This is a genomic window from Streptomyces sp. NPDC088246 (assembly GCF_044741025.1).
GTDB lineage: Bacteria > Actinomycetota > Actinomycetes > Streptomycetales > Streptomycetaceae > Streptomyces.
The window spans coordinates 450,725-472,083 of the sequence record NZ_JBIURV010000001.1; the positions used below are offsets into that span (position 1 = coordinate 450,725).

Sequence of the window (21,359 nt, forward strand, 5' to 3'; positions counted from 1 at the left end):
CCTTACGAGGAGAGACATGTCTGAGAACAGCACGGCGACCGGCAGGACCCCTGCCGATTTCTGGTTCGACCCGCTCTGCCCCTGGGCCTGGATGACCTCCCGCTGGATGCTGGAGGTGGAGAAGGTCCGTGACGTCGAGGTCCGCTGGCATGTGATGAGCCTCGCCGTTCTCAACGAGGACAAGCTCGACGAGCTGCCCGACGAGTACCGCGACCTCCTGGAGAACAAGGCCTGGGGCCCGGTACGCGTCGTCGTCGCCGCCCAGCAGAAGCACGGCGACGAGATCGTCGGCCCGCTCTACACCGCGCTCGGCACCCGCTTCCACAACCAGGGCGAGGGTCCCACCCGCGAGGCGATCGTGGGCGCGCTCGGGGACGTCGGCCTGCCGGCCGAGCTGGCGGACTTCGCGGACTCGGACGTGTACGACGCCGAACTGCGCGCCTCCCACAAGGAGGGCATCGACAAGGTCGGCCAGGACGTCGGCACCCCGGTCATCGCCGTCCCGGGCTCGGACGGCGAGCAGATCGCCTTCTTCGGCCCGGTCGTCACCCCCGCCCCGAAGGGCGAGGAGGCGGCGAAGCTGTGGGACGGCACGCTGCTGGTGGCATCGATCCCCGGCTTCTACGAGATCAAGCGGACCCGGACCCAGGGTCCCATTTTCGACTGATCGCGCACGGTGCGGTGCGGGGTCCGGCCGCCGTCCGGGCCCCGCACCGCTCCACCTCACGTGTACAGCGCGTCCAGCTTCGGCAGCCGCAGTGCGACCCGCTCCGCGTCGTCGAAGTCGAAGTCCCACTCCGGGTCCAGGCCGGGATAGTCGATCGTGAACGAGTCGTCGGGCATGTCCTCACCCGTCGCAGCCCGATGCGCGTCCCAGGCGATCCCGAGCGTCCGCTCGCACTCCATCTCCAGGCCCTCGGGCGCCGCGGCCCTGATCACCGGCAGCTCGGCCAGCGTGTCCGGATCGGCGACGACCCGCTCGAACACCTCGCGCCCCTGCGCTATCAGCCAGCCCCGGAAGTAGTCGAAGCCGTCGTCGGAACAGCCCCCATTGATCGTGTACGCCGCCGCCCAGAGCGGAGCCCGGTAGGAAGCGGCCATCAGGTCCCAGAGCAGCTGCTGCGCGGCGACGATCTCGTCCCGGGGCCGGGCGGCGAGCAGCGCGGCGGCCCGCTCGACGACGGCCTCCGCATCCGCCGGGTCGGTGACCTGCGCGCGGGCGTCGTCGATCAGATTCCAGAAATCCGTGGTGTCCATACGGTGCAGCATGCCGGAGGGGTCTGACAGTCTCGGGTGCGCGAGCTGCCGAGGGTGCTGAGGGAAGGGATTCGGGCGGACATGAACGTACGACCGGCACGGCGGTCCGAGGCCGGGATGCTGACCGAGCTGGCCCTGGAATCGAAGGGCCACTGGGGTTACGACGAGGCGTTCCTCGCCGCCTGTCGTGAAGAACTCACCATGCACCCGGCCGACATCGACCGCCGCCGCACCACGGTCGCCGAGGAGGGCGGACGCGTCCTGGGCTTCACCACCCTGGACGGCACCCCGCCCGAGGGCGCCCTCGGCATGATGTTCGTCGCCCCGGACGCCCTGGGCCGGGGTATCGGCCGGCTCCTCTTCGAGCACACCACGACGGAGGCCCGCCGCCTCGGCTTCGCACGCCTCACCATCGACGCCGACCCGAACGCGGAGCCCTTCTACCTTGCGATGGGCGCGGTACGGATCGGCGCGACCCCGTCGGGCTCGATCCCCGGGCGCGAACTGCCGCTGCTGGAAGTCGGCCTCATGTCAGGCTGACCTCCTGCCGGGGGCCGGGGCAGGGCCATCAGGTGTTCCCGGGGCAGACGTACCCGCGTCAGTCCGGCACGATGATCAGCTTGCCGCGTACGTGGCCGCCTTCGCTCTCCCGGTGAGCGTCGGCTGCCTGGGACAGCGAGTACGTCCGTGCCACCGACAGGGTGAGTTCGCCGTTCACGACCAGCGCGGCTGCCTGCTCAAGACGCTCACGGATCGCACCGGCGCCGGCGAACACAAAGCGCACGCCGTGTTCCTCCGCCCGGTGGTCGGCGATGGTGACCACGCGTTCCGGCCCGCCGGTCACGTCGACGAGTGCCGGCAACGAGCCCTTTCCTGCGGCGTCGAATGCCGCGTCCGCGCCGTTCGGCGCGATGGTGCGGATCCGCTCGGCGAGCCCCTCGCCGTAGGTCACGGGCTCGGCGCCGAGCGAACGCAGGTACGCATGGTTGCGCTCGCTCGCCGTACCGATCACGGTCGCGCCGAGATGCCTGGCGATCTGCACGGCCACGGACCCGACACCGCCGGCGGCTCCGTCCACGACCAGCGTCTCCCCGGCCTTCACACCGAGGTCGTCGAGCGCCTGATAGGCCGTGTTGACCGCCACCGGCAGCCCGGCCGTGATCTCCCAGGGCACGTTTCCGGGCCTTCGCGCAAGCTGCGCCGCGGGGGCCGGCACGAACTCGGCGTAGCCGCCGAAGCCGATCGAACCGAAGACCTCGTCACCCGCCGCGAAGTCGGTCACGTCTTCGCCGACGTCCACAACGACACCGGCGATGTCGCCGCCGGGCACTGCGGGGAACTCCACCGGCATCATCGTCGCGACGGCCCCGCTGCGCAGCTGCCAGTCCAGCGGATTCACCCCGGCAGCCCGGACCTCGACCAGCACCTCCCCAGGACCTGGGCGCGGCACCTCGCGGTCCACAACGTGCAATACCTCGGGTCCGCCGTACTTCGTGAACTGCACAGCGCGATACGTCTTTAACATGTTTTCCTTTGCCCATTCGGGTTTTACCGAGACCGGTCAGGAGCGCGGATGCTCCGCCAGGACGCACCCAAAACTACCGAGCGATGGCCCGACGGGGCACCCGAGTTCACCCGGACGACCACCACCGGGCGCTGTCCCGTCTCGGGTCCCTGCCGCACAGCAGCAGGAGCCGGTCACGCTCGTCGACCAGCAGAACCCGCGACGTCCACCGCTTCCGAAGTCCCATGGGGCTCCAGGTTGTCCGCCGCTCGCGCAGCCCGGCGTCCGGCCGCGGCCAGGGCCAGGGTGACCGCGAGGGAGGCCACCGCCATCACGGTCATGGCCGTCCCCGGTGAGGTCCGCTGGGCGATGGCACCGGCGAGCGCGGCCGCGACGCCCTGCATGGTGAGCATGCCGGAGGAGTGCAGTCCGAGTGCCTGACCGGTCATCTCCTCCGGGGTCAGGGCCATCAGCCGCTCCTGGAGCAGCAGACTCGCCGAGAAACCGACCGAGGCGAGCGCGGCCAGAGCGAACGCCACGGGCAGCGCCGGTCGCGCGGCGAAGAGCAGATACGGGGCGGCCAGGAGCAGCTGCATCGGCATGGCCAGCCGCCCCCGCCAACGCTGTGCGACGAACCGGCCCACCACCGTGTCCCCGACGAGCATCCCCAACGCGCCGAACGCGAAGAGGAGCCCCGCGTGCTTCGGGGAGTACGGGACGAACAGCGACTCGCAGCCGACGATCAGCCCGTTCGGCACCCAGAGCGCGAGATAGACCCGGCGGCGCGGGCCCGAGGACCACAGAACGGCATTGGTCCGCCACGTCTGCGCGACCGACGGCCGCCCGGCGGCGCGCGGCGGACGGCGGGCCAGCCCGAACCGGGCCACGGCCGCACCCATCAGATACAGAGCGGCGGCGACGAGCAGCGTGCCGCGCGCGGACAGCGCCGTCACCAGCAGCCCGCCGAGCGCGAACCCGCCGATCTGCATCAGGCCGACGCACATGTTCAGTACGGAACGCCCCAGCAGGTAGCCGTCCTTGGGCAGGACCTCATTGAGCAGGCCGTACCGCACGCCGCCGCCCACCGCGGCGACCACACCCTCCAGCAGGATGATCGCGAAGACCACCGGCAGCGGAAGCCCGGGGACGGCGAGTACGGCGGTGGCCAGCCCGAAGGCGAGCGCCATGCCGGTCATCGCGGCCCGTGGCGGCAGCCGGTCCGCCGCCGACATCAGCACGGTCGCGCCGATCACCTGGGCGAGGGAGGAGCCGAACATGGACAGGGCGGCGAGCAGCGGCGATTCGGTCGCGGCGTAGACGAGGGTGCCGAGTGCCAGCCCGCTCATCGTCGACCCGGCGACCTGCACGGCACTGGTTGCGAAGAGCGGTCCGAACTGCGGTGTTCGGAAGAGTTCCCGGTAGGTGCGCATGCGGGGAGTCTCAGTGGCCGTCCGCGGCGACCGTTACTCTTTCGCGTGGAGGCGAAACGTGGAGGCATGACGCCGTGAGCCTGTGGCAGATCAACACGGACACGCTGGCCGGGAGCCGGTTCGTCGTCTCACCGCTCGCCGAGACCATCTCCGCCCTGAACTCCCTGGAGAGGGGCCGGCCCGAGCACCCCGGCGAACGGGCCTGGCTCGACGCCCATCTGCCGGTCTACCGCGCACACCAGGCCGCCGACCCGGTCGCCGCCCGTCTCGTACCCGCGGCCCTCGGCGGCAGCTGGAACGCGGACTTCATCACCCCCACACCGACGGGCGAGGGCACACCGTCCTTCGAGGAGGAGCTGGCCCCCGTCCGGGCGACCACGCCCGAGCGCGCCCGAGCCGACCTGGAGGTGTCCCTCGGAGGCGGCCCCCTCCCGGCCCTCCTGGACCGCGACGACCTGGCGCAACGCGCCGCTGAGGTGCTGGAGTGGGTCTGGCGACGGACCGTGCTGCCGGACTGGCCGCGCCGCCGCCGGATCATCGAGGCGGACATCGTCGCGCGGACCGGACAGCTGAGCCACGGCGGCTGGGCCGCCGCCCTGAGCGGCCTGCGCCCGGGGATGCGGTGGCTCGGCGGGAGCCGGCTCCAGATCAACGCGCACGACTATCCGCCGAAGCAACTGGCGGGTGCGCGGCTGCTGTTCGTCCCGGTCACCCAACGCATGGGCTGGGTCTCCTGGGACGACGACGCCGAGCGGTACGCGGTCGTCTACCCCTGCTCGGGCACCCTGGCCGATGCGGGACGGGCGCAGGTGCCCGACAGCCTGGGCCGCCTGCTCGGCCCCGCTCGGGCGGCCGTCCTCGTTCTCCTCTCCAGCCCGAAGAGCACCACCCAGTTGGTGGCCCTGACCGGCCAGGGGTTGGGGTCGGTGGGCCGCCACCTCAAGGTCCTTCTGGACGCGGGCCTGGCGGACCGCCGCAGGGCCGGTCGGTCGGTGCTGTACTTCCGTACGGACGTGGGTGACGTGCTGGTGGAGGCGCAGCGCCACGGCTGAGGGGGTGCGGGCGTTTTGGCCGCCGGGGGCGGGCTTAGGCTGCGGGAGGAGCATGGGAGCCGGGACACGGCGGGCGACAGCCGGAGCGCTGTGCGCTGAACTTGCTTGTATCCAAGGTGATGTGATGTTGAATCAGGTCATGGGGAGGGGTCATGGCAGATCAGGGCAAGAGGAGCGGCGAACAGCGGCGGACGGTGGATCCGGCCGAACTGGGTCCGGTCCTCGCCCGCTACCGGGAACGCCCGACGATGGGCAAGCTCGCCATGACCGTCGTCCCGGCGGCCGCGTTCTATCTGTTCCTGGACGAATCCCTCTCCACGCACGGCATCGGGCACCTCATATTCGACACCGTCTGCCTGATGCTGTCGGTCTGGGGGCTGTGGAGGCTGATCCGTTCCTTCGTCTCCTGGGTGGATCTGTACGAGGGCGGGATCGTCTACCGGGGCCGGCGCAAGGTGCGGTGGGCGCACCGCTGGGAGGATTTCCACGACGTCGTCCTCTCTCACGAGGTCACGTACTTCGGCGGATCCTCCCGGCCGATCTCGGACAAGATCGTCGCGCGCCTGTGGACGGCGACCGGCCAGGGTGCCCGTGAACTGTCCGGCAACTATTTCCTGACCGACGTCGGCGCGGGCCTCCTGCGCACGTTCCTGCGCTCCCCGGGGAACCTGACACCGATGTTCGGCGAAATCATCGACCGCGTCGTCGAGGCGCGTGTGCGGCACGACATGCGCGAACTGGCCACCGAGGGCGGCAAGGTCCGGTACGACCCCTTCGAGCTCGGCGATACCTACCTGCACGTCAAGGGCGCCGCCGACGAGATCCCGTGGGACGAGGTCACCCGGCTGACCGTGGACGAGGAACAGGTCGCCATCACCATTCCCCACCTGCGGCGCCGCATGGAGGGCATCAAGCTCAAGGCGGACGGTCGCCGGGGGAGCTACCGGGTCGGCGGGGACAACACCCTGTACATCGAGACCAAGGGCCTGAGCGGTTGCCGCAAGGCGATCATCTGGTCCGTCATGTCCCACATCGCGGATTCCCTCGACACGGAATCGCGGTGACCGTGGCTACGGGCAAGGCCCGCACGGGGCGCGCGGACCAGTTGATCACGCTGGCACCCGCCCGTGCCGTGTAGGCGTACGGCTCGCCGGCCCTGAGCCGTATGACGGCCTCCCACTGGCCGTGGTCGAGCCAGCGGAAGGTGCGCTCGCGGTCCTCCGCGTCGAACCCGGAGAGCAGGGTCCGTACGGAGACCCGCATCCAGATGAGCGCCTGCGTGGGGGTGGCGGCGTGCTCGGTCCGTACGAGTAGCCCGTCGACGGTGACCTCGCAGCGCCAAGCGGTCTTGAGGAGCTGTCTCATGTCAACTCCGCTTGACCGATGGCCAGATGCACCCAGACGGTCTTGCCGGGGTCGCGCGGCCGTACGCCCCACTTCGCCGCGATCGCGTCCACGATGACCAGGCCCCGGCCGGAGAGGTCGTCGAGCGCGGGGGTGCGGAGTTCGGGCATGCGCCACTGGTACGAGTCGGACACCTCCAGGACGAGCGTGCCGCTGCGACGGCGTAAGCCGAGCTCGAAGTAGTCGCCGGTCCCTTTGGCGTGGTTGACGGCATTGGTGCTCAACTCGCTGGCGAGGAGGGCGGTTTCGTCGATGAGCCCGCCGAGTCTCCATTCGGTCAGGACGTATCCGACGTGGCGCCGGGCGGCGGGGACGGAGTCCCTGCGGGCCCGGAATCTCTTGATGTGCGTGCGCCCGGACATGGGTCCCCCAAGGTCGGTGGGCAGGCAGGATTGGCGGTCACTCAGTGCGTCCGATAGGACACTTGCTGTGACGCACTCCACGCTAGAGCGAGACTTCTGTTTTATGCAATCGAACTACATCGAGAATTTGCATATTGCTCAAGGTCTCAAGCGCCTGGCGTGTAGCGTCCGTTGACGTGCAGACTGGTCACACGGAGTAAGAGGAGGGGACATGCCTGCAGGTGGACGCCCTACTGTGCGCAGCAGGCGGCTCGGTGCGGCGCTCAGGAGGTATCGCGAGGCGGCGAAGCTCGACCAGCACCATGCTGCCGACCACATCGTGGGATCGAAGGCCAAGATCAGTCGGATCGAGGCCGGCCAGGTCTCGGCGCGCCCCGGTGATGTCCGACTGCTCCTGGAGCTGTACGGGGTGGAAGACAGCGCCGTGTACCAGCAGTTGGAGCAACTGGCGCGGGCTTCCAACAAGCGTGGATGGTGGCTCAACTATGAGTGGGCGGCCAAGCCGGAGTATGCGGACTTCATCACGCTCGAATCCGACGCGACGTACATCCGTACCTGGCAACCGTTGTTCCTGCCGGGACTTCTGCAGACAGACGACTACCTCAGGGTTCTGCTCGGTGCCGGCCTGAAGGTTCATACGCCCGAGGCGGTTGACGAAATGGTGGCCATTCGTCAGACGCGCAGGAAGGTGATCGAGGAGCATGGTGCCCGGTTCGCGGCAGTCATTTGGGAGCCCGCGCTCACGGCCCCGATGCCTTCCGCGAAAGCGCATCGCGACCAGCTCCTGCACATCCTGAACGTGGCGCAACGGCAGAATGTCAGCGTTCAGATGCTCCCGGCCACGGAGTGGGAGGCCGCGCATATGGCATCGCACTTCGTCATGTTCAACTTCGGTCCTGAACCCGCCCCGGAAGCGGTCGCTTTCGACAGCACGACGAGCACCGTCATCATCGAGGACCTTGAAGAGATGGCCACGCATGCGCAGATCTTCGAAGCCCTCAGATCGGCGGCGCTGACGCCCGCACAATCGCTCACCTTCCTGCGTGAGCACATCGCAAGCATCCCTGAGAGCGAGAAAGAGCAGTAATGAGGAACCAGCAGATCGTCACCGAGTTCAAGAAGTCCAGCGCCTCTCAGGGAGGGCAGCAGGACTGCGTCGAGGTCGCCCACACCGCCGACGGCGGCCGGGCTGTCCGGGACAGCAAGGACCGCGATGGCGGGCTTCAGTTCTACGCCCCCGAGGGGTGGGCCGCGTTCGTCGACGGGGTGAAGGGCGGGGCCTTCACGCGCTGAGCCACTCCGCGACCTCGGCCACGTCCCCGACGGTCACCACGCCCTCGCGGACCACCGCGTTCTTCGCACCGAAACTCACCTTGTTCTTGTACTCCGGCTCGCGCCGGTACGTCGCGAGGGTCCGGACCGGTTCCGGGCCCGCGCGACGGCCGGTCTGCTGGTCGACGAGTGGGACGTTGCACCGCATGGCCCGTACCGAGTAGGCGAGTTCCGTCGTGCCGAGAGACATCCGGCGTACCCGGTCCTCGAAGTGCGGCTCGTCGTTGCCGGTCAACACGATGTTGGCGCGGAAGCGGTTCATCGGCACCGGCTCGGCGTCGCCCCGGGCGGCGATGCGGGTGTTGAGGCCGTCCAGGGAGGCCGTCGAGGCGACCAGCACCGCGTGCGCGTCCGCGAAGTTGACCTTGCCGGGGGTCTCGCCCCAGCCGTCCCGGTCGAAGCCGGGCGCCACCCGTACCAGGCGCGACTTCACGCCGAGCGCATCGGAGAACCATTCCGCCGCCGCGTCCCCCTGGTCGGCCGCCGCGCCGAGCGGGCGGTCGAACATGCTGACCTCGCGGCGCGGGCCGTCCCGGTCGACGTCCAGACGCAGCGGCTCCACCCCGTCGGCGGACAGGGCCAACGCAGCCCCGTCGCACAGGACTTCGACCCTGATCGCGGCCATCGAAGGATGCGTACGCTGGCTGCGGAATGCGCCGTCCGCAGCGTCCACGACCATGAACGTCCGGTCGTGGACAAGGCCGGTCGCGCCGACCCGCGCGGAATCGACCGTGATCCCGGCACAGCCCTTGACCGGGTAGTAGGCGAGCTCTCGAACAGTGATCGTCACGATGTCCCCTCCGGGGCAGCCGCTTCGAGGTCCTCGACGCTGCCGGACATGATGGTGCGGATGTGTCGGGTGAGGTGCTCGGTGGGCCAGTCCCACCAGGCGACGGCAAGGAGCCGGGCAGTGGTCTCGTCGTCGTACCGGGTACGGATCAGCCTGGCCGGATTGCCGCCGACGATGCCGTAGTCGGGTACGTCACCGACTACGACCGCGCCGGCGCCGATGATCGCGCCGTGCCCGATCCGTACCCCCGGCATCACCATGGAGTTATAGCCGAACCAGACGTCGTTGCCGACGACCGTGTCACCCCGGCCCGGCAGCCCGGTCAGCAGGTCGAAGTGCTCGGCCCAGGAGCCGCCCATGGTGGGGAACGGGAACGTGGACGGGCCGTCCATCCGGTGGTTGGCGCCGTTCATGATGAACCGCACTCCGGTCCCCAGCGCGCAGAACTTTCCGATGACGAGCTTCTCCGGGCCGTAGTGATACAGCACATTGCGGGTCTCGAACGCGGTCGCGTCGTCGGGGTCGTCGTAGTACGAGTAGTCGCCGACCTCGATCAGTTCGGACTTCACCAGGGGCTTCAGCTGGACGACCCGGGGCTGGCCGGGCATCGGATGCAGAACGGTGGGGTCGGCGGGAACGGAACTCATGGCGCCCATCATCGCATTCACCTCGCATGATGTAAGTTCCTTTTAGGAACTCGCGCGATACCGAGAGAGGAACCTGCCGTGACGCTGGCGCAGTGGACCGAGGTCGACGACTACTTCAACGGCCTGCTGGTGGGCCCGGACGAAGCCCTGGACGCGGCCGTCGAGGCCAGCGACAAGGCCGGGCTCCCGGCGATCCAGGTCGCCGCCAACCAGGGCAAGCTGCTGAACCTGCTGGCCCGGCTCCAGGGGGCGCGCACCGTGCTGGAGATCGGCACCCTGGGCGGCTACAGCACCATCTGGCTGGCCCGCGCGCTGCCCGAGGGCGGCAGGGTCGTCACGCTGGAGGCCGATCCGGCGTACGCGGAGGTCGCGCGGGCCAACATCGAGCGGGCGGGGCTCGCGGATGTCGTCGAGATCCGGGTCGGCCGCGCCCTGGACACGCTGCCGGAGCTCGCGGCGGAGGGGCACGGGCCGTTCGACGTCGTGTTCATCGACGCGGACAAGCCGAGCAACCCCGACTACCTGGCCTGGTCACTGAAGCTGACCCGGCCCGGCAGTCTGATCATCGCCGACAACGTCGTACGCGACGGCGAGGTGGTCGACGGCAGCAGCGACGACCCGAAGGTGCAGGGCGTACGCCAGTTCACCGAACTCGTCGCGGCCGAGCCGACGTTGACCGCGACCGCGCTGCAGACCGTCGGGAGCAAGGGCTACGACGGGCTGATGATGGCGCTGGTCACCGGCTGACATCCTCATGGGATGCTTGCGCGATCAAGCGGGCGGCCAAGGGGTGGGGAGTGTCAGGGGTGGGGATCGGGAGAAGGGTGGCGGCGGTTCTGTCCGTTGCCGCGATGATGGGCGCGATGGCCGGATGTGGCGACGGCGGCAGCCGGGCCGGGGACGGCAAGCCGTCGGCTGCGGCCTCCATGAGCGCGGATCGGCGAATGAGTGAATCGCTCGCGTTGCTGAAGGGCTACCGGTCCCTCGGACTGAAGGGCGAGTTCCGGGGGGACATGACGAGGAAGGTCGACCTGCACGCCGATCGGCAGGGGAACTGCGTCGGCACGTACACGGAGCCGGGTACCACCACCAGGGTCATCACCACCAAGGTTGTCATCATCGGTGACCGTGGCTGGGTGGCCTACGACGACGCAGGTCTGGAGAGCATTCGCTCCTTCGCGAAATCCTTCGTGCCTGACAAGGTCGCCACCGTCGAGAAAGCGGTCAAGAGGGCCCGTGGAAAGTACGTCGAGTACCCGGCCCGTGAGATGTTGCAGTTCCCGAGTGTGATCCTGTGCGCGCTGGACCAGGCGTTCGCGGGGGTTCCGGGAAAGGTGAGCAGCGCCAAGGAAGTGGGCAATCCGGGCACCAGGGCCGGCGAGCGGCTCGTCCAGCTCACGCACGGCTCCGGCGGCGATGAAGTGTCGGTGCACGTACCGGAGAAGGGAGGGTCCGTGCCCCGGGGTATCGACTTCAGTTTCGGTGACGCCCCGGTGCTGCTCGAACTCGACGATTACGACGAGCCGGTGCGGGTGAAGCAGCCCGACCGTGCGGACATCGTGAGCGCCGAAGAGGTGCAGGGGCTGGACGCGATTTCTGGCTGACTGCCGGCCGACAGTAGCGCTCCGGAACAAAGCCGAAAAGGGCTTTTCGCTGCTTCGGGGCGAGCCCCTGCCTGCTTGCCCCGAGCCGGACAGCGTTCGGCGTCGGGCGGGAAAAGCGTTCGACGGGTGTGGTGGGGCCAGTCATGATCGGGTGCGTGAGTTTGCACATGGTCGACCCGGTTCGCCTCGGTACGGACCAGCTGCCGGGAGGGCGGCTGCTGGGCTGGGCCGAGTGGGGGCCGCTGGACGGGGTGCCGGTGCTGCTGTCGCCCGGTGCGGCCACCAGCAGGCATCTCGGGTTCGGTGCCGATGCGCTGGACGGGCTCGGTGTGCGGCTGATCTCCGTCGACCGCCCCGGCCTGGGAGCCTCCTCGCCCCTGCCGGGCCGCACGTTCGACGACTTCGTCGACGACATCCGCGCGTTCGCCGGCCATCGCGACCTGGGCCGGCCCCTGATGGTCGGCAACTCGCAGGGTGCGCCCTTCGCGCTGGCGTGCGCCGCCGCCGGAGCGGTCGACGCGCTCGCGGTGGTCTCCGGCGCGGACGAGGTCGCGGCGCCGTGCTTCGCCGACGCGCTTCCGGGCGAACTGCGGCGCCTCGTGGACCTGGCCGTGTCCGACCCGGCCGCCGCCGAGCAGGTCTTCGCCGGGTTCACCCCGCAGGGGATGTGGGACATGGTCATGTCCGGCAGCCCGGAGTGCGACCTCGCCGTGTACCGGCAGCCCGCGTTCGCCGCCGCCTACCGGCGTGCCCTCGATGAAGCCTTCGCGCAGGGAGCGACCGGGTACGCCCGGGACACCGTCCTGGCCATGGGGCACTGGGGGATCGGGCTGTCGGGCATCGCCGTCCCCGTCGACCTCTGGTACGGGGAGAAGGACACCGGCCACTCGCCCGACCAGGGAGCCGAACTGGCCTTGCGCATCCCGGACGCGGTCCGGCACCTGGTGCCGGATGCGGGCGGGGCGGTGCTCTGGACGCATGCCGAGCAGGTGCTGAGCACGCTGCTGGGGCGCGCCGCAGGCCGTTGAGGCGTCGGACGCACAGAAGGACCCCCGCCTGTCACGTCCAGGCGAGGGTCCCCCCTTCATCCGCCTGCCCGGTGAAGGTTGAGAAGACGATCACGAGGCAGGACGTTCAAGCGTGCCTCCCGGTCAGGGGGCGAGAAGCAGCACGTCGGCGCGCTCCTTGGCGGCCGCGTAACGCTTCGCCACGTCCTGCCAGTTGACGACGGCCCACATCGCCTCGATGAAGTCGACCTTCTGGTTCTTGTACTGGAGGTAGAAGGCGTGCTCCCAGGCGTCGAAGACCAGGACCGGGACGGAGCCTTGGCCGACATTGCCCTGGTGGTCGTAGACCTGCTCGACGATCAGCCTGCCGCTGACCGGCTCGTACGCGAGGACGCCCCAGCCGGAACCCTGAGTGGTGGCCGCGGCCTTCGTCAGCTGTGACTTGAAACCGGCGAACGAGCCGAACGACTCGGTGATCGCGTCCGCGAGGTCACCGACACCGTCGGCCGCGAGGGGCTCGCCGCCACCGTCGCCGGTCATGTTGTGCCAGTAGATCGAGTGCAGGATGTGGCCGGAGAGATGGAACGCGAGGTTCTTCTGGAGCCCGTTGATCGCTCCCCAGGCCTCCTTGCCGCGTGCCTCCTCCAGCTGCTCCAGGGTGTCGTTCGCACCCTTCACATAGGCGGCGTGGTGCTTGTCGTGGTGGAGCTCGATGATCTGCGGATTGATGACCGGTTCGAGCGCCGCGTAGTCGTAGGGGAGTTCCGGAAGCGTGTACGTGGCCATGTGGTCGAACCCTCCAGCTGCTGTCCTGTTGTTATTGCAACCTATGTGCAAGAGCAGGCTAACAGCAGGAACGGTCGAAGGTGATCAGCCCTTCGGACCAGGACTCGTCTCTCCTGCGGCCGAGGACGGAGCGATGCGGCGCCGCTGCCAGGGCAGAGTCGCATCGAGAGCGGCGGCGAACAGCTCCGGGAGATCGGCGCGGAGCTGGCGCTCGGCGTGCTGTCCGCCGAGGACCGGGCCGGGGTGATGGGACACCTGGAGCACTGCCCCGCCTGCCGCGAATACGTCCACGAGCTGACGGCCACGTCGGACGCGCTGCTGGATCTTGTCCCGGGCAGCGAACCGCCGGTCGGCTTCGAGGACAGGGTGATCGACCGGCTCGGGCTCTCCTCCGGGCGACGGCCGCGCCGGCGTGTGCAGTGGCGGCGGTTCGCCCTCGCTGGGGCGGCAGCGGCAGCGGGCCTCGCCCTCGGTGGCGGCGGTTGGGTGCTTGGCGCATCCGTCGGTCGTCCGGTCCCGGTCGCGCCCATCGTCTCCCCGGTGCAACCGCGGCTGCTCACCGCCCCACTCGCCCACGCGGGCCAGTCGTTCGGGCAGGCCTACCTCTACACCGGGCCCTCGCCCTGGTTGTACATGGCGGTGGACGCCGACGGGCACCCCGGCACCGTCCGCTGCCAGTTGCAGCGGGCCGACGGCTCCATCGTCAAGGTCGCTTCCTTCACGCTCAATGGCCACGGCTACGGCTCCTGGGGTGGGCCCTACCTCGCAGGCACGTCACCGGTCACCGGCGTCCGCCTGCTCAACGCGGACGGCTCCCTGCTCGCAAGTGCCACCTTCAACCAGCCCCACGGCTGAGGGGCGGGGATCGGCCGGCGGTCCGTGTCCTGGAACCGGGAACGAGTGCTCATGCGCGGGCGCGCCTACGGGCCGCGGCGAGCCGGGCCAGATGGTCCTGGTACGCCTTCGCATAGAACACCGCCCGCTCCGGGTCCGGTCCGACGACCGTCGTCGGGGCCGTCCAGGCAGCCGTGTCCAGCTCCGCACCGAAGCGCCGCGCCGCCGCGAGCACCGCGCCCCGCGCACCGACCTCGCCCTCCACGATCCGGACCGGCCGGCCCAGCACATCGGCGAACAGTCGCATCCAGGCAGGGGAGCGGGTGCCGCCGCCGCACAGGGCGAGGGTGCCGGTGAGGCCCGCGGCCTCCAGGCAGTGGCGGGCGGCGAAACCGATGCCCTCGCAGACCGCGCGGATCAGATCCGCCGGGGTGGTCTCCAGGGACACACCCGTGAACTCGGCCCGCAGGCGCGGCTCGACGAACGGCGCGCGTTCACCGGACGGGGCGAAATAGGGGAGCACGTGGACACCGTTCGCGCCGGGCGGGGTGGCGGCGAGGAGCGAGTCGACCTCAGTGTGGCGTACGCCGGTGGTGGCCAGGATCCAGTCGAGGGCCGCGGTGCCGACCATCGCGGGCATGGCGCGCAGCCAGTGGCCCGGGCGGTCGGTGGAGATGTGCAGACCCGCCGGCTCGCCGTCCAGATCGAGCCGCTCCGTGGCCACCAGCGCGGCCAGGCAGGTGCCGACGATCAGCAGACCGTCGCCGGGACGGGTGACGCCCGCGCCCAGGGCGGAGGCCGGCAGATCGTACGGGCCGTTGGATATCCGTACCCCGGAAGGGAGTTCGGCAGTGGCGACCGGATCGCTGACCGGGGCGAGGAGCGAGGCCCGGTGGCCGAGGCCGAGCGCGGCCACGACATCCGAGGAGTACATACGGGTCATCGGGTCCAGGAACGGCATCGACGCATCGGAGACATCCGTGGCCCGGACCCCCGTCAGACGCTGGAACACCATGTCCTTGCAGTACAGGGCGGTCGTCGCCGCGTCGAGCGAGGCCGGGTCATGACGGTCGAGCCAGGCCAGCACCGGGCCCGGACAGCCCGGGAACATCGCGCTGCCGGTGCGCCGGTAGACGGCTCCGAAGACACCGGACGCCAGCCAGGCGTCGACCAGTTCATGGGCTCGGCCGTCCATCCAGGAGATCGCCGTACGCACCGGCCGGCCCGCCGCGTCGACCAGCCAGACGCCGTCGCCCTGACCGGTGAGGCCGGCGAACGCGACGCCGTCGGAGCCCAGCGCGGCCAGGACCTCGCAGACCGCCCCGTACACCTCGTCCATGTCCTGCTCCACGAAACCGCCGCGGATCGTGAGCCCCACCGGGCGGGACTCGACGGCCAGCGTGCGGCCCCGCGGGTCGAAGGCCGCGGCCTTCACCATGGATGTGCCGACATCGACGCCGATGTACCTCGTCATGGGACAGGCTCCCCTCACAGCGCGTGGGCGAGCGGTTCGCCCCGCACATAGCGCGCCACCTCGGCCGCGGCGATCCGGGCCGCCTTCTGCGCGACCGACCGGCTGGCGCCCGCCACATGCGGGGTCATCAGCAGACGCGGGGTGCGCAAGAGCCGTGACGTGGGCGGGGGCGGCTCCTGCTCGTACGTGTCGAGCGCCGCGGCCCGCAACTGCCCCGAGTCCAGGGCGTCGCACAGCGCGTCCGTGTCCAGCAGCCCGCCCCGGGCCGCGTTCACGAGGACCGCGCCACGCGGCAGCAGGGCCAGTTCGCGGGCGCCGATGAGATGCCGGGTCTCCGGGGTGAGCCGGGCGTGCAGGGTGAGGACGCGGGAGCGGTCCAGGAGCGCCTCCAGCGAGGTGGCGCGCATGCCGTGGACGTCGCCTCGCACATACGGGTCGTACACCTCGACCTCGGCGCCGAACGCGGAGAGGACCCGGGCCACCCGGCTGCCGACCGCGCCGTAACCGATCAGGCCGACGGGAGTGTCCTCCAGCTCCAGGCCGCAGTTCTCGTACGTGTAGTGGGAGGCGTCCCAGCGGCCGTCGGCGGCCAGGGAGCGGTGGGCCTCGGGGATGCGGCGCAGGGCACAGAGCATCAGTCCCACGGTGAACTCGGCGGTCGCCGCCGCATTGCGTCCGGGCGCGAAGCACACCCGCACACCCCGGGCCCGTGCCGCGGCCGCGTTCACATTGACCGGGCCGCCCCGGCAGACCACGACCAGCCGCAGATCGGGTGCGGCGGCCAGGACCCGTTCCGTGAACGGGCCCATCTGCGTCACGCACACCTCGACCCCGTCCAGGGCGCGGATCAGTGCGTCCTCGGCGTCGCTCGCCTCGTCGACCTCGGCGACCTTGCCGAAGGGCTCCAGGGGCCAGGGGAGGGTGAGTTCGGTGAGATGGTGCTCCGGGCCGAGAGCGTGGTGCAGGGCCCCGGCGATCAGGGAGTTGCGGACGAAATGGTCACCGGCGACCAGAATCCTCGTCGCGGGGCGGACCGTCATGGGGCGGGTCATCGCAGAGCGTCTCCTGTCCGGGCGTCGAAGACATGGATGTGCCGGGGATCGGCGGTGATGCGTACGGTGTCGTCGCGGTCGAGCCGTACCTCCGGACCGGTCGCGACGACCAGCGGCTTCGTCACCCCGTCGAGCGAGAGCGTGGCGATGCCGGATTCCAGCAGGGGTTCATGGGCGGCGACCCGGGCCCGTACACCCGTGTCGTCCAGGCACAGGTCCTCCGGGCGGATGCCGAGCACCACCGCTCGCCCCGCCGCGGGCCGCTGCGGTACGGGGATGCGCACGGAGTCCGAGAGGCGCACCCGACCCGCCCCGTCGGCCGTCCCCGGCAGCAGATTGATCGCCGGTTCCCCGACGAAGTCGGCGACGAACAGATTCACCGGGGCGTCGTAGATCTCCTCGGGCGTGCCGAGCTGCTGGATCTCGCCGTCCCGCATCACCGCGATCCGGTCGGCGAGCGACAGCGCCTCCTCCTGGTCATGCGTGACGAGGATGGTGGTGTGGCCGCTGTCCCGCTGGATGCGTTTCAACTGACGCCGGGTGGTGTCCCGTTGGGCTGCGTCCAGATGGGAGAGCGGTTCGTCGAGGAGCAGCACGTCGGGGGTGCGGATCAGGGCGCGGGCCAGGGCGACCCGCTGCTTCTGGCCGCTGGAGAGTCCGGCAGGCCGGGCGCCCAGGAGGTCCGTGATCCCGATGCGTTCGGCCATGTCCGCGACCCGGCGGCGGATCTCGGCCCGCCCGTACCGGCGCCGGGCGGAGAGTCCGAAGCCGAGATTCTCCGCGACGGTCAGCGGCGGATACAGGGCGTAGTTCTCGAACGCCACCCCGATATTGCGCTGTCGGGCCGGGAGCGGCACCACGGACGAGCCGCCGATGAGGATGTCGCCGTCGGTGACCGACTCCAGTCCGGCGATCATCCGCAACGTTGTGGACTTGCCGCAGCCGGACGGGCCGAGCAGCCCCAGCAGCTCGCCGGAGCGCAGCTCGATGTCGATGGAGCGGACAGCTTCGACGGCCGCCCGGCCGCGTCCGGTGTAGGTCTTGCGCAGTGCGCGCAGGGTCAGTTCAGTCACCCGTCATCGCCGCCTCCCGTTCCGGGTTCCCGGCCGGTGCCGCAGACCTCGTAGGGCACCTTGTGCTCGTCGAGTTCGCGCAGTGCCCGGTCGGACGCCCCGTCGTCGACCAGCAGCAGATCGAAGCGGGAGAGCGGGGCGAGCCGGTGCAGGGCCACCCGGCCCAGCTTGGAGTGGTCGAGCAGCAGCACATTGCGGCTCGCCGAGTCGAGCATCGCCCGCTTGACGGAGACGATGTGCTGCTCCTGGTGGTAGGCGTAACCGCCGGACACGGCGGAGGTGGAGGTGAAACAGATGTCGACCTGGAGCGACTGCACCGCCTCCACGCACGAGACGCCGAGGAACGAGGAGTGCAGCGGGTCGAAGTCGCCGCCGAGTCCCATCAGATGGATGCCGCGCTCCTGCGACAGCAGGTTGATCGCTTCGAGGAAATTGGTGACGACGGTCAGCGGCGTGATGGAGCGCAGCCTGCGCGCGATCTCCAGCGTGGACGTCGAATCGTCGAGCATCACCGCCATGCCCGGCTCGATGAGCTGCAGGGCCCGTTCGGCGACGGCGGCCTTCTCGGCGCGCATCGTCTTCAGCCGGTAGGAGACGTTCGACTCGAAGACGCCGGAGGGCTGGGCGGTGACACCGCCGCGGAACTTGCGGACGATGCCCTGCCGTTCCAGCTCGTCCAGATCGCGGTGGATGGTCATCAGGCTGACATCGAAACGCTCCGCCAGTTCGGCGGCGCTCACCTCGCCCTGCGCGAGGACGTACTCGGCTATGGATGCCTGGCGCGGGGCGGGGCCCCGCTGCGGAACGTTGCTCACGTGCTGATCCTTCGTCCTGGACGTGCCGGCCGGTCGGCCTCGAACAGCAGCAGACTCTCAGGCGGTACGGAGAGCCGGACCGGACGGTCGGGTCTCAGGCCCGCCGCGTCGGCGCGCGGGACGACGAGGGACAGCTGCTGCCCGCCGATCCTGACCGTGACCTCGGTGGCCCGGCCCAGCAGCTCGGTGACGTGAACGGTGCCGGTCAGCTCCAGGGCCGGGCCCTTGCCGGTGCCGGCCGGCTCCACGCCTGAGCCCTCGCCGGGCCCCAGGGGAGCGATGTCCCTCGGCCGTACGCCCAGTTGGACCGCGGTGCCCGGCGCCGCGGGCACCGTCAGCGGCAGCTCGTACACCCCGTCCGGCGACCGGAAGTGCCCCTCGGCTGTCACCGTTCCCGGCAGCAGATTGATCCGGGGTCTGCCGAAGGACCGGGCGACGAAGGTGTCGTACGGGCGGTGCCACAGCTCCTCGCGGGTGCCGGTCTGCACCATGCGGCCGTCCCTGATCACCCCGATCCGGTCCCCGAGCGCCAGCGCCTCCACCGAATCGTGGGTGACGTACAGCGTGGTCGTGCGCCGGATGGAGCCGATCGCCCTCAGTTCCGCGCGCATCGCCTGCCGCAGCTTCGCGTCGAGATGCGACAGCGGCTCGTCGAGCAGGAACGCCCGGGCCGGCCGCACCAGCACCCGGCCGAGCGCCACCCGCTGCCGCTGACCGTTGGAGAGCCGGCCCACCGGACGGTCCAGCAGGGCCCCGATACCGAGGAGTTCGGCAATGTCCCCGATCCGCTCGCGCGCCTCGTGCGCGGGGAGGCGGTGGCGCGGCGAGCGGAGCGGGGACGCGAGATTGTCGTACGCGGTGCGGTGCGGATAGAGGGCGTACGACTCGAAGCACATGGCCACGCCCCGGTCGTACGGCTCCACGCCCGCCATGTCCGCCCCGCCCAGCTCGACCGCACCGGAGTCCGGCGCCTCCAGGCCCGCGATCGTCTTGAGCGTGGTCGTCTTCCCGGCACCGGACGGGCCGAGCAGACAGAAGAACTCACCCTCGGCCACCTCCAGGTCCAGGCCGTCGAGCGCGGTGTTCTTCCCGTACCTCTTGTGCAGGGAACGCAGCGCGATGGCTGCGGGGCCGGTCACGACTTCACCGCCCCGAACGACAGGCCGCGCACCAGGTAGCGCTGGATGGTGAGCGCCAGCAGCAGCGGCGGGATCACCGAGACCAGGGCCGCCGCGGCCGTCAGGTTGTACTTGGGCCGGTCGCCGCCGAGGAAGGACAGCGCGCCGACCGTCACCGTCTGCGCGTTCGACGAGGTGAGGATCAGCGGGAAGACGAAGTTGTTCCACGCGAAGATGAACGCCAGCAGCGAGACGGCCGCGATCCCCGGCTTCACCAGCGGCAGCGCGACCTTGAAGAACGCCTGCTTGCGGGTGTAGCCGTCCAGCAGCGCCGCCTGCTCCAGCTCGGGGGAGAGGTCCAAGAAGTACGACCGCATGATCCAGACGATCAGCGGGAGGGTCACCAGCTGCAGCACCCACACCATGCCGACATACGTATCGAAGATTCCGAGCTTCTGGTAAAGCACGAACAGCGGGATGATGACGGTGAGTTCGGGAGCGAAGCGGAACGAGAGCAGGGTGAACATCAGGTTCTCCGAGCCGCGGAACCGCCACCGCGCAGCGGCGTACGCGGCGGGCAGCCCGATCACCAGCGACAGCGCGACCGCGCCCACCGACACGACCAGGCTGTTCACGAAGAACCGCACGAACGGCACGCCCTGGTCGTCCCCGGCGCCGAGGACCGTGCGGTAGGAGTCGAAGGTCGGGGTGAACGAGAAGTACGTACTGAACAGCTCGTTCGTCGGCTTCAGCGACAGGATCACCATCCAGGCGACCGGGAACAGTGCGAAGACGAAGTAGAGGATCAGCGCCAGGTCGGCGGCGACGGCGAGCACCCTGCGCTTCATCCCGGCACCTCCGCCGCCCGGTTCTGGATCCGGCCGAGATAGCGCACCAGCACCATCGTGACCAGGTAGACCACGGCCCAGAGCACCACCATGTAGCTGATCCCGAACGAGTAGCGCTGGAAGCGGATCGCCTCCAGATAGGCCCGGATCTGGAGCACCATCGTCGAGTCACCGGGGCCGCCCTCGGTCAGCGCGTAGATGATGTCGAAGACCTTCAGCGAGTCCATGAACCGGAAGATCACGGCGACCAGGACGTACGGCCACAGCATCGGCAGGGTGAGGCGCCGGAAAGTGAACCACCAGCCCGCCCCGTCAACGGCCGCCGCCTCGAAGGGCGAGGCGGGCAGCGAGCGCAGACCGGCCAGCGCGAGGATCGCGACGAACGGTGTGTAGACCCACACATCCACGGCGATCGACGACAGCAGGGCGCCCGTCGGGGTGTCCGTCCACTGCACACCGCCGAGGCCGAACGGTTCCAGGAGGTGGTTGATGACGCCGACCGACGGCTGGAGCATCAGCTTCCATATGATCGCGGCGATCACCGGCGCGATCATCAGGGGCAGGATCAGGACCTTCTCCAGCACCCGTCCCACGAAGCTCGCCCGGTGCAGCAGCAGGGCCACGGCCACCCCGAGCGCCGTCTCGACGGCCGCCGCGCCGACCGCGTACGCCACCGTCACCCGTGCCGAGTCCCAGAACGAGGACTGGGTGAAGATCCGCCGGTAGTTCTCGATGCCCACCAGGTCCGGCTGCGGTTTGCTCGCCGCGAAGTCGAACACCGTGTAATAGAGGCCGAGTCCGAACGGATAGAGGATGCCGCCGGTCAGCAGCAGCGCGGGCACGATCAGAAGGTACGGCCGCAGCGAGCGGCGCCATGCCGGTACCGCCCGCACCGCACGCTTCCCGGCCCCCGTGCCTAAGGCCGCCCCGTGGTCGGCCTCCAGCACGGGCGACGCGCGTCCTGACATCG

The 21,359-nt window shown here is 70.0% G+C and carries 26 protein-coding genes; 10 read left to right on the forward strand and 16 right to left on the reverse strand.

Features of this window, described 5'->3' with window-relative positions; translation table 11 throughout:
• Window positions 1-16 precede the first annotated feature (16 nt).
• Entirely contained in the window at window positions 17-667 is a 651-nt protein-coding gene (locus ACIPEK_RS02005; RefSeq protein ID WP_401989665.1) for a DsbA family protein, read from the forward strand.
• Window positions 668-723: 56 nt separating this feature from the next.
• Here ACIPEK_RS02005 and ACIPEK_RS02010 read toward each other — a convergent pair whose 3' ends face one another.
• A complete protein-coding gene (locus tag ACIPEK_RS02010; protein WP_401989666.1) occupies window positions 724-1,257 on the reverse strand; it encodes a DUF4240 domain-containing protein in 534 nt (177 codons plus the stop codon).
• A gap of 81 nt (window positions 1,258-1,338) precedes the next feature.
• Between ACIPEK_RS02010 and ACIPEK_RS02015 the strand changes: the two genes are divergently transcribed.
• Complete coding sequence (locus ACIPEK_RS02015; protein ID WP_401989667.1) at window positions 1,339-1,797, forward strand: GNAT family N-acetyltransferase; 459 nt, start codon at window positions 1,339-1,341, stop codon at window positions 1,795-1,797.
• A gap of 58 nt (window positions 1,798-1,855) precedes the next feature.
• Here ACIPEK_RS02015 and ACIPEK_RS02020 read toward each other — a convergent pair whose 3' ends face one another.
• Window positions 1,856-2,782 carry an NADP-dependent oxidoreductase gene (locus ACIPEK_RS02020; RefSeq protein WP_401989668.1) on the reverse strand — a complete coding sequence of 309 codons (927 nt, stop codon included), beginning with the start codon at window positions 2,780-2,782 and terminating at the stop codon, window positions 1,856-1,858.
• Between the two features lie 173 nt (window positions 2,783-2,955).
• Window positions 2,956-4,191, reverse strand: coding sequence for an MFS transporter (locus ACIPEK_RS02025; RefSeq protein WP_401989669.1), 1,236 nt, complete (start codon window positions 4,189-4,191; stop codon window positions 2,956-2,958).
• A 74-nt stretch (window positions 4,192-4,265) separates the two neighbouring features.
• On the opposite strand from ACIPEK_RS02025, the gene ACIPEK_RS02030 reads away from it, so the two are divergent.
• On the forward strand, window positions 4,266-5,243 hold the full coding sequence (locus tag ACIPEK_RS02030) for a winged helix-turn-helix domain-containing protein (RefSeq protein ID WP_401989670.1): 978 nt from the start codon (window positions 4,266-4,268) through the stop codon (window positions 5,241-5,243).
• A 152-nt stretch (window positions 5,244-5,395) separates the two neighbouring features.
• Entirely contained in the window at window positions 5,396-6,307 is a 912-nt protein-coding gene (locus ACIPEK_RS02035) for a hypothetical protein (RefSeq protein WP_401989671.1), read from the forward strand.
• Here the strand turns inward: ACIPEK_RS02035 and ACIPEK_RS02040 are convergent.
• Both ACIPEK_RS02040 and ACIPEK_RS02045 read right to left on the reverse strand, forming a co-directional pair.
• Window positions 6,264-6,608, reverse strand: a complete 345-nt coding sequence (locus ACIPEK_RS02040; protein WP_401989672.1) for a hypothetical protein — start codon at window positions 6,606-6,608, stop codon at window positions 6,264-6,266. The genes ACIPEK_RS02035 and ACIPEK_RS02040 overlap by 44 nt on opposite strands.
• On the reverse strand, window positions 6,605-7,009 hold the full coding sequence (locus ACIPEK_RS02045; RefSeq protein ID WP_401989673.1) for an ATP-binding protein: 405 nt from the start codon (window positions 7,007-7,009) through the stop codon (window positions 6,605-6,607). The genes ACIPEK_RS02040 and ACIPEK_RS02045 overlap by 4 nt, the downstream gene beginning before the upstream one ends.
• A 235-nt stretch (window positions 7,010-7,244) precedes the next feature.
• Between ACIPEK_RS02045 and ACIPEK_RS02050 the strand changes: the two genes are divergently transcribed.
• Together ACIPEK_RS02050 and ACIPEK_RS02055 are read left to right on the forward strand one after the other, a co-directional pair.
• Window positions 7,245-8,096, forward strand: coding sequence for a helix-turn-helix domain-containing protein (locus ACIPEK_RS02050; protein ID WP_401989674.1), 852 nt, complete (start codon window positions 7,245-7,247; stop codon window positions 8,094-8,096).
• Complete coding sequence (locus tag ACIPEK_RS02055; RefSeq protein WP_401989675.1) at window positions 8,096-8,302, forward strand: DUF397 domain-containing protein; 207 nt, start codon at window positions 8,096-8,098, stop codon at window positions 8,300-8,302. Before ACIPEK_RS02050 ends, ACIPEK_RS02055 begins: the two co-directional genes overlap by 1 nt.
• Here ACIPEK_RS02055 and ACIPEK_RS02060 read toward each other — a convergent pair.
• Window positions 8,292-9,131: an MOSC domain-containing protein gene (locus ACIPEK_RS02060; RefSeq protein ID WP_401989676.1), complete on the reverse strand. Its 840-nt coding sequence runs from the start codon at window positions 9,129-9,131 to the stop codon at window positions 8,292-8,294. The two genes, ACIPEK_RS02055 and ACIPEK_RS02060, sit on opposite strands and share 11 nt — an antisense overlap.
• A complete protein-coding gene (locus ACIPEK_RS02065; protein ID WP_401989677.1) occupies window positions 9,128-9,778 on the reverse strand; it encodes a CatB-related O-acetyltransferase in 651 nt (216 codons plus the stop codon). Before ACIPEK_RS02065 ends, ACIPEK_RS02060 begins: the two co-directional genes overlap by 4 nt.
• A 78-nt stretch (window positions 9,779-9,856) precedes the next feature.
• On the opposite strand from ACIPEK_RS02065, the gene ACIPEK_RS02070 reads away from it, so the two are divergent.
• The 3 genes from ACIPEK_RS02070 (at window position 9,857) to ACIPEK_RS02080 (ending at window position 12,410) form a co-directional block, all read left to right on the forward strand.
• On the forward strand, window positions 9,857-10,525 hold the full coding sequence (locus tag ACIPEK_RS02070) for an O-methyltransferase (protein WP_401989678.1): 669 nt from the start codon (window positions 9,857-9,859) through the stop codon (window positions 10,523-10,525).
• A gap of 197 nt (window positions 10,526-10,722) precedes the next feature.
• Window positions 10,723-11,382, forward strand: a complete 660-nt coding sequence (locus ACIPEK_RS02075) for a hypothetical protein (RefSeq protein WP_401989679.1) — start codon at window positions 10,723-10,725, stop codon at window positions 11,380-11,382.
• Window positions 11,383-11,549: 167 nt separating this feature from the next.
• The gene (locus ACIPEK_RS02080; protein WP_401989799.1) at window positions 11,550-12,410 is read left to right on the forward strand and encodes an alpha/beta fold hydrolase; all 861 of its coding nucleotides are present in this window, start codon (window positions 11,550-11,552) and stop codon (window positions 12,408-12,410) included.
• A gap of 123 nt (window positions 12,411-12,533) precedes the next feature.
• On the opposite strand, the gene ACIPEK_RS02085 is transcribed toward ACIPEK_RS02080, so the two are convergent.
• Window positions 12,534-13,175, reverse strand: a complete 642-nt coding sequence (locus tag ACIPEK_RS02085; RefSeq protein ID WP_327275231.1) for a superoxide dismutase — start codon at window positions 13,173-13,175, stop codon at window positions 12,534-12,536.
• An 84-nt stretch (window positions 13,176-13,259) separates the two neighbouring features.
• Complete coding sequence (locus ACIPEK_RS02090) at window positions 13,260-13,430, reverse strand: hypothetical protein (protein WP_401989811.1); 171 nt, start codon at window positions 13,428-13,430, stop codon at window positions 13,260-13,262.
• On the opposite strand from ACIPEK_RS02090, the gene ACIPEK_RS02095 reads away from it, so the two are divergent.
• The gene (locus tag ACIPEK_RS02095) at window positions 13,392-14,030 is read left to right on the forward strand and encodes an anti-sigma factor family protein (protein ID WP_401989680.1); all 639 of its coding nucleotides are present in this window, start codon (window positions 13,392-13,394) and stop codon (window positions 14,028-14,030) included. The genes ACIPEK_RS02090 and ACIPEK_RS02095 overlap by 39 nt on opposite strands.
• Before the next feature lie 49 nt (window positions 14,031-14,079).
• Here the strand turns inward: ACIPEK_RS02095 and ACIPEK_RS02100 are convergent, their stop codons facing one another.
• The 7 genes from ACIPEK_RS02100 to ACIPEK_RS02130 are packed head-to-tail and all read right to left on the reverse strand — an operon-like array spanning window position 14,080 to window position 21,357.
• The gene (locus tag ACIPEK_RS02100) at window positions 14,080-15,483 is read right to left on the reverse strand and encodes an FGGY family carbohydrate kinase (protein WP_401989681.1); all 1,404 of its coding nucleotides are present in this window, start codon (window positions 15,481-15,483) and stop codon (window positions 14,080-14,082) included.
• A gap of 14 nt (window positions 15,484-15,497) precedes the next feature.
• Entirely contained in the window at window positions 15,498-16,535 is a 1,038-nt protein-coding gene (locus tag ACIPEK_RS02105) for an NAD(P)-dependent oxidoreductase (RefSeq protein WP_401989682.1), read from the reverse strand.
• Window positions 16,532-17,608 carry an ABC transporter ATP-binding protein gene (locus tag ACIPEK_RS02110; RefSeq protein WP_401989683.1) on the reverse strand — a complete coding sequence of 359 codons (1,077 nt, stop codon included), beginning with the start codon at window positions 17,606-17,608 and terminating at the stop codon, window positions 16,532-16,534. The genes ACIPEK_RS02105 and ACIPEK_RS02110 overlap by 4 nt, the downstream gene beginning before the upstream one ends.
• The gene (locus ACIPEK_RS02115; RefSeq protein ID WP_382897904.1) at window positions 17,605-18,423 is read right to left on the reverse strand and encodes a DeoR/GlpR family DNA-binding transcription regulator; all 819 of its coding nucleotides are present in this window, start codon (window positions 18,421-18,423) and stop codon (window positions 17,605-17,607) included. Before ACIPEK_RS02115 ends, ACIPEK_RS02110 begins: the two co-directional genes overlap by 4 nt.
• The gene (locus ACIPEK_RS02120) at window positions 18,420-19,562 is read right to left on the reverse strand and encodes an ABC transporter ATP-binding protein (RefSeq protein ID WP_401989684.1); all 1,143 of its coding nucleotides are present in this window, start codon (window positions 19,560-19,562) and stop codon (window positions 18,420-18,422) included. Before ACIPEK_RS02120 ends, ACIPEK_RS02115 begins: the two co-directional genes overlap by 4 nt.
• A complete protein-coding gene (locus ACIPEK_RS02125) occupies window positions 19,559-20,389 on the reverse strand; it encodes a carbohydrate ABC transporter permease (protein ID WP_401989685.1) in 831 nt (276 codons plus the stop codon). Before ACIPEK_RS02125 ends, ACIPEK_RS02120 begins: the two co-directional genes overlap by 4 nt.
• Window positions 20,386-21,357 (reverse strand): carbohydrate ABC transporter permease, encoded by a 972-nt coding sequence (locus tag ACIPEK_RS02130; protein WP_401989686.1) that lies wholly within the window; start codon window positions 21,355-21,357, stop codon window positions 20,386-20,388. Before ACIPEK_RS02130 ends, ACIPEK_RS02125 begins: the two co-directional genes overlap by 4 nt.
• Window positions 21,358-21,359 lie beyond the last annotated feature (2 nt).